This window comes from Nocardia sp. No.11, assembly GCF_038752175.1.
Lineage (GTDB): Bacteria > Actinomycetota > Actinomycetes > Mycobacteriales > Mycobacteriaceae > Nocardia > Nocardia canadensis.
Window position 1 is genome coordinate 37,331 of record NZ_JBCGFB010000008.1, and the last position, 13,085, is coordinate 50,415.

The 13,085-nt window shown below is 71.1% G+C and carries 7 protein-coding genes; 4 read left to right on the plus strand and 3 right to left on the minus strand.

Annotated features, from left to right (window positions below; translation table 11 throughout):
* The first annotated feature begins 28 nt into the window (after positions 1 to 28).
* From V8688_RS04435 to V8688_RS04450, 4 genes are read left to right on the plus strand one after another with little or no spacing between them, the layout of a single operon-like run.
* Positions 29 to 370, plus strand: a complete 342-nt coding sequence (locus tag V8688_RS04435; protein ID WP_316573528.1) for a hypothetical protein — start codon at positions 29 to 31, stop codon at positions 368 to 370.
* Positions 370 to 1,719 (plus strand): hypothetical protein, encoded by a 1,350-nt coding sequence (locus tag V8688_RS04440; protein WP_342800219.1) that lies wholly within the window; start codon positions 370 to 372, stop codon positions 1,717 to 1,719. The genes V8688_RS04435 and V8688_RS04440 overlap by 1 nt, the downstream gene beginning before the upstream one ends.
* The gene (locus tag V8688_RS04445) at positions 1,716 to 2,531 is read left to right on the plus strand and encodes an ESX secretion-associated protein EspG (protein ID WP_342800220.1); all 816 of its coding nucleotides are present in this window, start codon (positions 1,716 to 1,718) and stop codon (positions 2,529 to 2,531) included. Before V8688_RS04440 ends, V8688_RS04445 begins: the two co-directional genes overlap by 4 nt.
* Positions 2,532 to 2,533: 2 nt before the next feature.
* Positions 2,534 to 2,767: a hypothetical protein gene (locus tag V8688_RS04450; protein WP_342800221.1), complete on the plus strand. Its 234-nt coding sequence runs from the start codon at positions 2,534 to 2,536 to the stop codon at positions 2,765 to 2,767.
* Between the two features lie 97 nt (positions 2,768 to 2,864).
* On the opposite strand, the gene V8688_RS04455 is transcribed toward V8688_RS04450, so the two are convergent.
* From V8688_RS04455 to V8688_RS04465, 3 genes are all read right to left on the minus strand, one after another.
* On the minus strand, positions 2,865 to 3,197 hold the full coding sequence (locus V8688_RS04455) for a VOC family protein (RefSeq protein ID WP_218719414.1): 333 nt from the start codon (positions 3,195 to 3,197) through the stop codon (positions 2,865 to 2,867).
* 116 nt (positions 3,198 to 3,313) lie between these two features.
* Positions 3,314 to 7,999, minus strand: a complete 4,686-nt coding sequence (locus tag V8688_RS04460) for an amino acid adenylation domain-containing protein (RefSeq protein WP_342800222.1) — start codon at positions 7,997 to 7,999, stop codon at positions 3,314 to 3,316.
* A 28-nt stretch (positions 8,000 to 8,027) separates the two neighbouring features.
* A complete protein-coding gene (locus V8688_RS04465; protein ID WP_342800223.1) occupies positions 8,028 to 13,082 on the minus strand; it encodes an amino acid adenylation domain-containing protein in 5,055 nt (1,684 codons plus the stop codon).
* Between the last annotated feature and the right edge of the window lie 3 nt (positions 13,083 to 13,085).

Below are 13,085 nucleotides of genomic sequence, written 5' to 3' on the forward strand. Positions count from 1 at the left end.
TCAGGATCACGCCGCATACTGGCGGAACATGAAGCAACAGGCCGTCGACGGCGAGCTCGAGATCGACGAAGGCCTCGGCCAGGCGATCGCCGACGTCGCAAACCAGTATGTGATCGACCTCGAAGCGCAGAAGCTCGTCGCGAGCAAGCTCGACCGCATGACGGGATGGGGCGGTCTTCCCTCTGCAATGGCGATCCAGAAGAAGCTCGAGGCCAAAGCCACCGCCGACGAATCCGCGGTACAGCGCTTGGAACAGCACATCGCCATCGCCCGCGATCAACGCGATACCTTTCTCGCAGCCATCGGCAAACTACAAGCCGTCGACCAGCAGACCGCAGGCGAACTCGGAGCGACGGGAGCTGGCATCTGATGTCGTTCTGGACCGACGGCACCATCGGTGAGTTCTTCTTCCACGCCGGCACATTCGGCATTTTCAAAGTCGCAGACAACTATGACCGGGCAGACGAGTTCAGCAGGCTCGATCAGGATGGCCGGGAAAAATGGGAGGGCGATCGGACCATCATCAGCAGCGAGTGGGCGCGGCTGAGCGCCGATTCCGGACTGACAATGGACAAGGCATCGGTGACCGACCCGGAGCAGTTCAGTACCTGGTCGCACCTGAAGATATGGGAAGCGCTCAACGGCAAGGACGGCGCGGCCGGTGTCGATGCGACGGAGGTCAACGCCGGTGCGGATGGCTGGCGGCGGCTCACGACAGGGACCGAGACCGCGGTCAATACCTATCGGACCAACTTCGAGCGAGTGCTGTCCGAAAAGTGGTCGGGGCAATCGGGAAACGCGGCAATCGACGCGGTCAAGAGCTACACCACTGACGCAGCGAAGCTGCATACGGCGTTTCAGATGGTCGCCAACGGCATCGACCACATGGAAGGTCTCCTCGGGCAGGCGAAAATCGCGATTCCTAAGCCGGAGAACATATCCAGCTTCGACGAGTTCATCAGCCACATCCCCGGCAACGGTGTGGTCAAGGCCGCGAAGCACCGGGCCACCGAAGCAGAGGAAGACGCCCGGCTCTTCATGATTGGTACCTACCAGCCGGGTTCGATCATTGTCGACAAGCAGACTCCGGTCCTGCCACTGCCAGTCAACAACACCGAGAATCCCGGCGACGGCGATCCCAAGACCCGCAACGGCAACGACGGGACCGCCAACGGGACCACCAACAACAACGGCACCACGCCGGGAACCGATCCCGCTGGGACGCAGGAGAATCCCGGGACGACCTCGCCGCAGACGACCGATACCGGTGACGATCAGAACGACGACGGCACCGACGACAGCAGTGACGACGACTCGACCTCGCCCAGCAGCACCGATCCGTCGGCGACCACGCCCGCCACGACGACGCCGGGAACCGGGCAGCCGACGACCCCCGGTGACACCAAGACCGGCGGCTCGCCCGGCGGAGGATCGCCCGGGTCCGGTGTGTCCACCGGCGCGGGCGTGCCCGGTGCGGGGCGCAGTGTGTCAGGCACGCCAGGTGGCGCGGCCTCCGGCGCTCGCGCGGCGACGGCGGGTACCGCCGGTGCGCGGGGTATGAGCGGCATGCCCGGCATGATGGGCGGCGGGCGTGGTGGCAACGGCAAGGACGACGAGAACGAGCACACCAGCCCCGATTACCTCATTCAGGATCGGGAGAGCGAGCTCATCGGCCAGTTGCCGCCGACTCTGCCGCCGGGTGGAGTGATCGGCGCGTGAGCTGGGAGCAAGCCTTGGAGGACAGGGAACCGACGCGGGGCGAGCAGGTGCCGCTGGGCCGCTGGCGGCTCGACGCGCACGCGTTCGCCATCGGCGTCGAGGGGCACGGGCGGGACCGGCTGCCGTATCCGCTGACCTTTCGCCCCGAGTTCGCGGAGACGATCGAGATCCATGCCGAGCGGCGTCGGGCGGCCGGGCTGCGGCTGCAGCAGGTCTACGACCAGCGGCTGCACAAGGTGTTCGGCGCGCTGCTCGAGCCGGAGGTGCGGGTCGAGATCGAGGGCCTCTGCGGGCCCGGTCAGACCGAGGTCGTGCGGGTCTACGCGGGGATCATCGAGGATCACGCGGCCTTGGCGGTGCAGGCGCACGGGCCGACCCGGGACGAAGGTGGCGATCTCACGCTGAGCATCGTGCCGCTGGCCGACCTGGCCGCCGAGATCGTCGCGGCGCTGCCGCGCGTGCCGGGCGGGACCACGCCCCGCTTCGAGGGGCGCCGCAGCGATCTCGACGCGGCCACCTACGCCAGGCATCCGACCCGCCTGTCCACCGTCGAGCAGACGCAGCGCTTCTTCCGCCGGGCCCGGATCGGGACCGGCGAGATCACCGTCTACCCGGGCTACCAGGTCGACGCTCGACCCACCGGCGACGGCAAGGCTTTCCTCTGGCTGGACTACCCCGACGACGGCCGATACCTGCTGCAGCACCAGGGCCCCGACGAGTTCACCGTCATCCCCGGCCCACCCGCCGAACTGACCCACCGGCTCGCCCGGCAGATCGCGATCTGCGCCGACCGACGGTCCGGTCGGCGCTGACGATGGCGATCTACCTGGTCTTCCGGCTGCGTTCGGAGGCGGACGACCACGTGGTCTACGAATACGCCGGGGTGGACCACGTGTTCGACCGGACGGTCGTGATCAGAACCGCCGACTACGCCGTCAGCACGCCGGACGGCGAGAGGGGCGGGCCGGCCGCGCGCGTCGCCGGAACGGCGATCCACCGGCACCGGACCTCCGGAACATGGCTGAAGGTCGGCTCGCAGCAGTCGTAGTTCGAGACAAGCGCCACTGCATTGTCATCGCTGATACCTCCGACCTGATCGATGCCATCGCGGCCCGGCCCCGGAGGGGGACGCCCGGCCGGGATGTCTACTTACCGCGGAGGCCGAAGGGGTTGCCGTCGGGATCGGTGAGCACGCAGACGCGCAGGCCGGGGGCTACTTCCCGGGGTGCGGAGTGTTCGGTGGCGCCCGTGGCGAGCAGGGCGGTGCGGGTGGCGTCGACGTTCTCGACGTCGGTGAAGGCGATGGGGCCCGCGCCTGCGTCGCCCTGGGGGTTGAGGCTGATTTCGAAGCCGTCGACGTTGTAGCCCACGTAGTAGGGCTCGTCGGTGTGGGGAGTGCCGTAGAGGGCGGTGTAGACCTTCTTGGCCGATTCCAGGTCGGTGACGGGGATGACTACGGCGCCGATGGTGGGGCTCATCTTGGCTTCCTTCCGAAGGGTGTCGGTGAAGAACGTGATGCTCCGTCCGCCAGCCTAACCACCGGAAACGGCGAAAGCGGGCAGCCGGGGCTGCCCGCTTTCGCCGGTGTCTCGCGTCAGATGGCGTCGGCCAGAGCGGCGATCGCCTCGGTCCAGAGGTCGGCGAAGCGTGCCGCCTGGGCTTCGGTGAACAGGGCCGTGCTCCAGCGGAAGTTGGTGGTCAGGGCGGGGCCGTCAGGGGTGGTGCCGATGCCGGCGATGACGTCGACCGCGTACCGCAGCGGCAGGTCGGGTTCGGGGTCGAGCGGCAGGGCCGCGTCGTGGGCGCCGACCAGCAGCGACCAGGGGTTGCCCTCGGTGCCGGAGAGGTCGATGCGGCCCAGGTAGTTGAACTCGACCTGGGGTTCGGCCGCGCCGCGGAGTTCGGGAACGCGGTCGACGTAGCGGAGCAGGCCGTAATCGAGGCCCTGGTGGGGGATCTCGCGCAGGTGGGTCGCGACGCTGTCGAGCAGGGCGCGGGCGGCGGCCGGATCCCCTTGTGCGCGAGTGAGATCCACCGCCTGATCACCGACACCCAGGCGCACGGGGAAGACACTGGTGAACCAGCCGAGGGTGTTGGCGGTGTCGGTGCCGAGTTCGGCGTCGGCGCGACCGTGACCCTCCAGCGCGATCAAAGCGCCTGCGGCGGGGTCGTTTCCGTTGTCGGCGTGCACCGATGCCATGGTCATGGTGAGGGCGGTGAGCAGCAGCTCACGGACACCCTCGTCCTTGCCCGCGCGGGCCAGCAGACGTTCGGTCAGGGCGACCGGGGTCGCGACCGTGCTGACGCGCAGAGTGGACCAGGTGTCGGTGGCCGGGGCGGGCACTCGCGCGCCCAGCGCGGCGTCGGGCGCGGCGACCTGGGCGGCCCAATAGTCGCGCTGGGCCAGCACTTCCGGTTCGGCGGCGCGCTGCCACAGGGCTTCGGACCACTGCCGGTAGGAGGTGAACTCGGGCAGCATCTTCGGCGTCACGCCGGACTGGACCTGCTGCCACGCGGCGGCCAGGCCGTCGATCATGATGTGCCAGGAGACGACGTCCACCGCGAGGTGATGGATCGCCAGTAGCAGGACGTCACCGTCGTTCCCGGCCACACCCGAGGTAGTGCCGCCGACCGCCGCCGCGGCATCCGCGGCACTCCCGGTCCCGGCGAACCACACCGCCCGGACCATGTCGCCCGCGCGCGGGTCGATGGCGTCGTTGGCGGTGCGCGCGAATTCGGTGATGGCCGAGTCGAGTTCGGTACCGGTGAGGCCGCGCGGCGCCTCGATGACGACATCGGCGGCCCGCACCGCACCGGGCGCCCTGGTGACCATGCGTGGTCCGTCGGGGGTGTCGGTGAGCACGGCGCGCAGGGTGTCGTGCGCGTCGAGCAGGGCTTGCAGCGTGGCTTCCAGTCCGGCGCGGTCGATTTCGGCGGGCAGGCGCAGCAAGGCGCTCTGGGTGAAGCGGCGGTAGTTGCCGTACTCGTACATCCACGACACCACCGGCAGCGGCGGAACCACGCCGTAGGCGTCGGCGCCGGACTGGGCGGCCACGGCCGGGCCGTCGTCGGCCGCGGCGGCGAGTTCGCGAATGGTGGGGCAGGCCAGCACCATTCGGGGATTGAGCGCGATGCCGCGGCGCCGGGCCTTGTTGACCAGGGAGATCGCGACGATGCTGTCGACGCCGAGCTCGTAGAAGTCGGCGTCGACGCCGGGGGCGCGGCCGTCGAACAGTTCGGCGAAGACCTCGCTCAGCGCGATCTCGGTGGGGGTCTCGGCGGCGGCGTTGCCGTCGGCGGCCGAGAGGGTCCGCTCGGCGAGTTCGTGCAGGGCGTGCCCGTCGAGCTTGCCGTTGACGTTCACCGGCAGCTGCTCGAGGACGACGATCCGCGCGGGAATCATGTACGCGGGCAGGCGCTGGGCCAGGTCGGCGCGCACCCGGCTGACGACCACCGCGCGTCCCGCCTTGCCGACGACGAAGCCGACCAGCGAGGCGCCACCGGCGCGCCGCACCACGGTCACCGCGGCGGTGTCGATGTCGGCGGAGCGGCGCAGGGCGGTCTCGATCTCGCCGACCTCGATGCGGTAGCCGCGCACCTTGACCTGCGCGTCGGCGCGGCCCAGGTAGCCGAAACGGCCGCCGGGCAGCCTGCGCACGAGGTCGCCGGTGCGGTACATGCGCTGACCGGGCCGGTGCGGGTCGGCGCAGAAGCGGTCGGCGGTGATGGCGGGCTTGCCGAGGTAGCCGCGGGCCAGCTGCACGCCCGAGAGGTAGAGCTCGCCGACGATGCCGGGCGGCACCGGGCGCAGCCGCGAGTCCAGGACGTATCCGGCCATGCCGCCGTTGGCGGTGCCGATGGTCGGGATCTCCGAAGTGGCGACCGGGGCGACGACCGCTTCGACGGTGGTCTCGGTGGGGCCGTAGCAGTTGTAGACGGCCGTGCCGGGCAGCGCGCGCAGGCGAGCCCACAGGGCGGTGTCGATCGCCTCGCCGCCGAGTGCGAGCACCGGCAGCTCCCGGTCGAGCAGGCCCGCCGCCGCCAGCTGCGCCAGCATGGACGGGGTGGTGTCGATCATGTCGATGCCGAATTCGGCCATGCCGGAGACGATCTGGTGCGCGTCGCGCATTTCCTCGGCGTCGAACAGGTGCAGCGCCTGACCGGCGAAGAAACCGACCATCGGCTGCCAGGACGCGTCGAACCCGAGCGACCAGGCGTGCGCGATCCGCAGCGGGCGGCCGAGCTTCGCCATCGCGGGGCGGTAGAAGCGCTCCAGGTGATCGGCGAAGTACCCGGCCAGGGCGGCATTGGTGCCGACGACGCCCTTGGGCTCGCCGGTCGAGCCGGAGGTGAAGATGATGTAGGCGCTGTGCTCGAGCTCGCGGCGCACCGCGGGGGCCTGCGCCGGGCGGGCGGCGACGCGGTCGACGACGGCGGGGTCGTCGAGCAGCAAGATTTCCGTCGATCGCTGATCGACCCGCGCCGAATCGTTCCCGGCGCGGGGCGACCCGGCATCGATCGCTTCCGATCCGCCGAGTCGGTGACGGTCTCCCGCCGAACCGAGGGCGATACCGTCGAGCAGCGCACGATCCTTGCCGAAGGCGATGGCGAGCACCGGGTTCGACTGACGCAGAATGGATTCGATGCGGCCGGCCGGCAGCGAGATATCGACCGGCACATAGGCGGCCCCGGCGGCGAAGGTCGCAAGGATGGCGACGATCGACGCGGTGCCGCGCGGGAGCATCAGGGCGACAACGGTTTCCGGTCCCACTCCGTGAGCGGCGAACTCCCCCGCCAGCCGGCAGGCCTGATCGTGCAGCTCGCGGTAGGTGAAGACCTCACCCGAGGTGGTGGTGAGCGCGGTCGCGTCGGGTGTCGCTGCGGCCTGGCGCGCGAACAGTTCCCACGGTGTGGCGGTCGGCGCGGGCGCGATATCGGTTGCCGCCGAGCGTAGTTCGGCGTGCTCCTCGACGGTGAGCAGGTCGATCGCGTCGAGCGTGGCCTCGGCGTCGAGCCCGGGCAGCGCGCGCAGCACCGCGACCAGGCGAGCACCGAGATCGGCGGGGTCGAGGTGGCCGAGCAGGGCCGGGATCGCCTCGACGAGGACCAGCAGATCGCCCTCGCTCAGGTGCGAGACGACGGTGAGCGGGTAATGGGCCAGGCTCTCCATCTCGATCGGCCGGAACCGCGCGCCGTCCGGCGCGGTGACGGTCTGGATGGCGTCGTCGATCGGGGCGTTCTCGAAGACGAACAGGGTGTCGAACAGCGATCCGTGCCCGGCCGCGCGCTGCAACGTCGACAGGCTCAGGTAGCCGATGTCGCGCATGGCGGCCGACTCCCGTTGCAGGCGTGCGCACTGCGCGACGACCGGCTCGGCCGGGTCGAGCCGGTGCACGACCGGGACGGTGTTGATGAACAGCCCGACCATGCCCTCCACGCCCGCGAGCTTCTCGGGACGGCCGGAGATGGTGGTGCCGTAGACGACATCGCGACGATCGGTGATCCGGCCGAGCAGCAGCGTCCAGGCGAACTGGACGGCGGTATTGAGCGTCATGCCGTTGGCGCGGGCCCAGCGCTGCAACCGCTCGGTCTCGGTGGCGGACAAGCGGAGTCGCGTGGTCTGCGGCACGGCGGAACCGCGCTCGCCGGTGCCGTCGGCGAGCACCAGCGGTGCGCTGACCCGCGACAAGTACTCGGCCCACCGGCGGGCGGCGGCGTCGTGATCCTGGGCGCCGAGCCAGCCGATGTAGTCGCGGTAGGGACGCGGGGCGGGCAGCCCGTCGAGGCTGCCGCCTGCCTGGTAGACGGCGAGCAGTTCGGTGAAGAACACCGCGACCGCCCAGCCGTCCATCAGAATGTGGTGCGCGGTGAGGATCATTCGCTTGCGCGGCTCTGGCGCGTCGGTGACGTCGAGCAGCAGCACCCGCAGCGCCGGGCCCCGGTTGAGCGCGAACGGCACGCGCCGCTCGGATTCGGCGATCGCGTCGAACTCCGTGGTGCGCGCGTCGCGCTCGGTCCAGGGCAGCTCGGCGCGGGACGGGATGATCTGCACCGGCTTGGGCACATCGGTGTCCCAGAACGCGGCACGCAGGTTCGGATGCCGGTCGAGCATGGCCTGCGCGCTGCGGCGCAGCAGCTCGGCGTCGAGCGGGCCATCGATGTCGACCACGAATTGCATCGTGTACAGGTCGATCTCGGTGCCCGCCAACCGCGACAGCGAGAAGAGCCCCTCCTGCAGCGGGCTCAGCGCCAGCACGTCCTCGATCTGCGGGGCACTCATGCGATGTCCTTCCGTCCCTGCGTGTTCACTAGCCCTGCGCCTGCCAGGCCGCCGTCAGCGCCGACAGCGCGTCGGCCTCCAGGCCGGAGGCGCTCATCGGGGCGTGCGAGACCTGTTCGGGCTCCTCGGCGTTCGGCTGCTCCGCGGCGGCGGCCGCGTCGACGGCGGCGGCCAGTTCGGTGATCGTGAAGTACTCGAACACCATCTGCGGAGTCAGCGGCAGGCCCAGCGCCGCGGCACGAGCCGACCACTGGATCGAGATGACGCTGTCGCCGCCCAGGGCGAAGAAGCCGTCCTCGCCGGTGACGTCGTCGATCTCGAGCAGTTCCTCGATCAGCGCGATGAGCTGACGCTCGGTGTCGGAGTCCGCCGCGCCCGCACCCGCGGTGGTGGCGGCGGCGATCGGCGCCGGTGCGGCGAGCAGCCGGTCCAGGTCGGCCTGCGGCAGCACCCGCAGCTCGGCGACCGGCAGGTCCGGCGTCTCGGCGAAGGCGCGCAGGGTGGCGGCCAGCGCGTCGGCGATCAGCGCGGCCGTGGCGGGGTCGTAGAGGTCGGCGTTGACGACGACGCGCACGTCCATGCCGCCGTCGGCGGTCACGTTCAGGCTCAGGTTCAGATCCAGGAACGAGACGTCGAAGTCGGCGGGCAGCACGGTGACCGTCGAGGCGCCCGAGGACGCGAACGGCAGCGTGGTCGGCGCCCAGTCCGCACCCCGGAAGTGGATCATGCTCTGGAACAACGGGTTCCGCGAGCGCGAGCGGCGCGGGTTGAGCGCCTCCACGAGCCGCTCGATCGGCAGCTCCTGATGCGCGTTGGCGTCGAGGACGACATCGCGGGCCGCGCTCACGGTGTCGCGCAGGGTGGGCGCGCCCGAGAGGTCGTTGCGCAGCACCACCATGTTGGCGAACAGGCCGATCAGGCCGGTCGTCGCCGGATCGGTGCGCGCGGCGACCGGGGTGCCGAGGGTGATGTCGGTGCCGCCGCCGAGGGTGTGCAGCAGCGTGGCGACCGCGGCCTGACACACCATGAACTCGGTGGCGCCGCTGCGCATCGCCAGCGCCTCGAGCCCGGAGCGCACGCTCGCGGGCAGCGCGAAGGTGACCACCTCGCCGCGCTTGCCGAGCACCGGTGGACGCTGCCGGTCGTGGGCGACGGAGATCTCCTCGGGCACGCCGGCCAGCGCGGTCTTCCAGTAGTCGATCTGGGCCAGCGCGAACTCGCTGGGCGCGGCCTGGTCGAACAGCTCGCGCTGCCACAGGGCGTAGTCGGCGAACTGGATCGGCAGCGGCGCCCAGCCGGGGGCGCCGCCCTGCTCGCTGCGGGCCCGGTAGGCGGTGGTCAGGTCGTCGAGCAGCACGCCGAAGGAGGCGTGGTCGGCGACGATGTGGTGCACCAGCAGCGAGAGCACATGGGTGTTCGCGTCGAGCACCAGCAGTTCGGCGCGGAGCAGCGGTTCACCGTCGAGGGTGAACGCGTAGCCGGCGATGGCCGCGAGTTCCGCGGTGAGGTCGGCGGGCGCGATCTCGCGGATCGGCAGCGGCACGGCGGTGGCGGGATGCACCACCTGGTAGGGGACGCCGTCGTGTTCGGGGAAGGTGGTGCGCAGCGACTCGTGCCGGGCGACGACGTCGTCGAGCGCCGAACGCAGCGCCGCGATGTCGAGCGCGCCGTCGAAGCGCAGGGCCAGCGGCAGGTTGCCGACCGAGCCCGCGCCCTCCATGCGGTACTGGAACCACATGGCCAGCTGCGAGTACGACAGCGGGACGCGCTCGCCGCGCGGCCGGCCACCGATCGCCGGACGGCCCGGATTCGCCTGCGGTGCAGCGCTTTCGACCGGCTCCTCGACGGTCTCCTCGTCGGAGTCGACGGCGTCGAGGTCGATGTCGAACTCGGCCAGGAAGCGGGCCACCAGATTCGCGGCCAGCGCGGCCGGGGTCGGGCTGTCGAAGACGACGCGGACATCGAGCTCGACGCCGAACTCCGCACGCACCTGGGCGACGAGCCGGGCGGCGAGCAGCGAATGCCCGCCCAGCTCGAAGAACGAATCCTCCGCGCCGACCTGGTCGAGCCCGAACAGCGTGCCGAACAGGGCACACATCTTGCGCTCGGTGGCGGTGGCGGGCGCGCGATGGGTGCGCGCCACGGCGGGGGTCGCGGCGGGCAGCGCGCGCTTGTCGAGCTTGCCGTTGACGGTCAGCGGGATTTCCGGGATCACCGCGAAGGCGCTGGGCACCATGTACTCCGGCAGCCCCGTCGAGGCGAAGGCGTGCACCTGTTCGAGGTCGATCGACTCCTCGGCGGGCACCACGTAGGCGGCCAGCATGGCGCCGACGGCGGGGTCTTCGGTGACGATGACGACGCAGTGCGCGACGGCGGGATGCGCGGCGATCGCGGCCTCGACCTCGCCGAGTTCGATGCGGAAACCACGCACCTTCACCTGCTCGTCGGCGCGGCCGACGAACTCGAGCTCACCGAAGCTGTTGCGGCGCACCAAGTCACCGGAGCGGTAGAGCCGTGCGCCGGAGGTGAACGGGTCGGCGACGAAGCGCTGCGCGCTCAGCGCGGGACGGTCCAGGTAGCCGCGGGCCAGCTGGTCGCCGCCGAGGTAGAGCTCGCCGACGACGCCGTCGGGCACCAGGTGCAGCGCCTCGTCGAGGACGTAGGTGTAGACGTTGCGGTTGGGGATGCCGATCGGCACGACGCCGGTGCCCTGCGGGCCCGCGACCGGCATGTGGGTCGAGCAGACCACGGCCTCGGTCGGGCCGTAGTGATTGCGCAGTTCGGCGTCGAGAGTGTTGGCGAAGCGGTCGGCGACCTCACCGGGCAGCGCCTCACCGCCGACCGGGACCTGACGCAGCGACTGCCATTCGCTCACCTCCGGCAGCAGCAGGAAGGTGCTCAGCATCGAGGGCACCATGTGCAGCACGGTGACCTGGCGGCGGGTGATCAGATCGGCGACGTAGCGGATGTCGCGGAAGGCGTTGGGCTTGGGCACGATCAGCTGCGCGCCGACCGTGAGCGTGATGGCGATATCGACCAGCGAGGCGTCGAAGCTCACCGACGACGACTGCATCAGCCGGTCCCGCGCGGTCATGCTCCAGTCGGCGGTGAAACACACGATGTGCTCGGCGATCGCGGCGTGCGGCACCGGAACGCCCTTGGGCTTGCCGGTCGAGCCGGAGGTGTAGATGACGTAGGCGAGGTTGGCGGGCAGCAGCGGGCGCAGCCGGTCCGCGTCGGTCGGCGCGGTCGCGGGCAGCTCGGCCGCCACGGCCTCCGCGGCCGCCAATTCCACCGCACCGAGCAGCAGCCGGGGGCGGGCATCCTCGACCAGGTACTCGATCCGGTCCTGCGGGTAGGCCGGGTCGATCGGCAGGTACGCGCCACCGGCCTTCAGCACGGCCAGCACGGCGACGATGAATTCCACCGAGGTGCCCAGGCGCAGGCCGACGATGTCCTCGGTGCCGATGCCCTGCCCGATCAGCCAGTGCGCCAGGCGGTTCGCGCGCGCGTGCAGCGCGCCGTAGCTGAGCTCGAGGTCGTCGGAGGCGAGCGCGGGGGCGTCGGGGGTGGCGGCAGCGGCGGCCTCGAACAGCGCGACGAGGGTGGTCGCGGGCTGGTCGACGAGCACGCCGTGCGAGCGCTCCAGCAGCGCGGCGCGGTCGGCGGCGCCGAGCATGTCGAGATCGGCGAGCCTGCGGCGCGGGTCGCGCAGCGCGGCGTCGAGCAGTCGGCCGAAGTGCGCGAGCAGCTGGTCGACGAGCGATTCGGCGAGCACGTCGGTCTGGTACTCGGCCTCGACCACGGCGGTGCCGTCGTCCTCGAGCACGATCGCCAGGGCCAGCGGAACCTGCGCGCTCACCGCGCCCAGTTCCAGCTGAGTGGAGCGCACGCCGTCGATGGCGAAGCCGTCGGCGCTCTTGCGCACGCTGAAGCCGAGGCGGACCAGCTGGTCCATGCCGTCGCGGCCGGCGACGCGATCCGGGTTCGCTTCGCGGACCACCCGATCGATGCCGACGCCGCGCCGGGCGAACGCGCCGGCGCAGGTGTCGCGCACGGCGGCGACGAGCTGGGCGAAGTCGTCGTCGGCGCCGAAGGTGGCGCGCAGCAGCAGGGTGTTGCCGAAGTAGCCGATGAGCTGTTCGGTGCCTGCCGGGCGATCGGTCACCGGGATGGAGACGAGGAAGTCGGCGGCGGCGGTGTAGCGGTGCACGAGCGCGTCGAAACCGGCCAGCAGCACCATGAACGGGGTCGCGGCGTGCTCGCGCGCGAACTGCTCGGTGCGGGTGACGAGGTCGGCCGGGAGGCGGTGGGTGCGGCGCTGGGCCTGCCTGCCGGGCGTCGCGGCAGGCGAACCGGGCAGTTCCAGCGGCTCGGGCAGCGGACGCAGGGCCTGGCGCCAGTAGTCGATGTCGGCGTCGGCGGGCTCGTCGGTGGACGCGATCGCGGCGAACTGGACGGTGGCGCCCGCGCCGGACCCGGCGCGGTAGGCGGCGTTGAGCTCGGCGAAGAACACCGACCAGGAGTCGTCGTCCCAGCAGATGTGGTGGATGGCGAACAGCACGACGTGCTCGTCGGCGCCGGTGCGGATCAGGGTGGCGCGCACCGGGAGTTCGGTGCCCAGGGCGAAGGGACGGCCGAACTCGCGCCGGGCCAGCACCTCCACCCGCAGGTCACGCCCGGATTCGGCGAGGTCGGTCAGGTCGTGGGTCTGCCACTGCGCGCGGGCGTCGTCGGTGAACACCTGGTAGGGCTCGCCCTCGGCGTCCGCGCCGTAGGTGGTGCGCAGGATGTCGTGGCGGGCCACCACGGTGTCGAACGCGGCGTGCAGGCGCTCGCCGTCGAGCGGGCCGGTGAGCCGGTAGGCGACGCAGATGGACAGGGCGGTGTCGTCGGCGTCGCGGGTCTGCAGGAACCACATGCGGCGCTGGCCGGGAGTGAGCGGACGGCGCTCCCCCGCCGCGATGCGCGGCACGGTCACGGGTTCGGGAGTGGCGGCGGCCATGCCGCTCGCGCGCAGCTTCTGCTGGAGCAGTAGCTTGCGGCGCTCGGCGACGGACAGGGTGGCTTCGGTGTCAGACATGTT

Excerpts from the sequence above, each read along its gene's own strand:
- V8688_RS04435 (WP_316573528.1), top strand. The coding sequence starts at position 29 with ATGAAGCAACAGGCCGTCGACGGCGAGCTCGAGATCGACGAAGGCCTC.
- V8688_RS04440 (WP_342800219.1), top strand. The coding sequence starts at position 370 with ATGTCGTTCTGGACCGACGGCACCATCGGTGAGTTCTTCTTCCACGCC.
- V8688_RS04450 (WP_342800221.1), top strand. The coding sequence starts at position 2,534 with ATGGCGATCTACCTGGTCTTCCGGCTGCGTTCGGAGGCGGACGACCAC.
- V8688_RS04455 (WP_218719414.1), bottom strand. The coding sequence starts at position 3,197 with ATGAGCCCCACCATCGGCGCCGTAGTCATCCCCGTCACCGACCTGGAA.
- V8688_RS04460 (WP_342800222.1), bottom strand. The coding sequence starts at position 7,999 with ATGAGTGCCCCGCAGATCGAGGACGTGCTGGCGCTGAGCCCGCTGCAG.
- V8688_RS04465 (WP_342800223.1), bottom strand. The coding sequence starts at position 13,082 with ATGTCTGACACCGAAGCCACCCTGTCCGTCGCCGAGCGCCGCAAGCTA.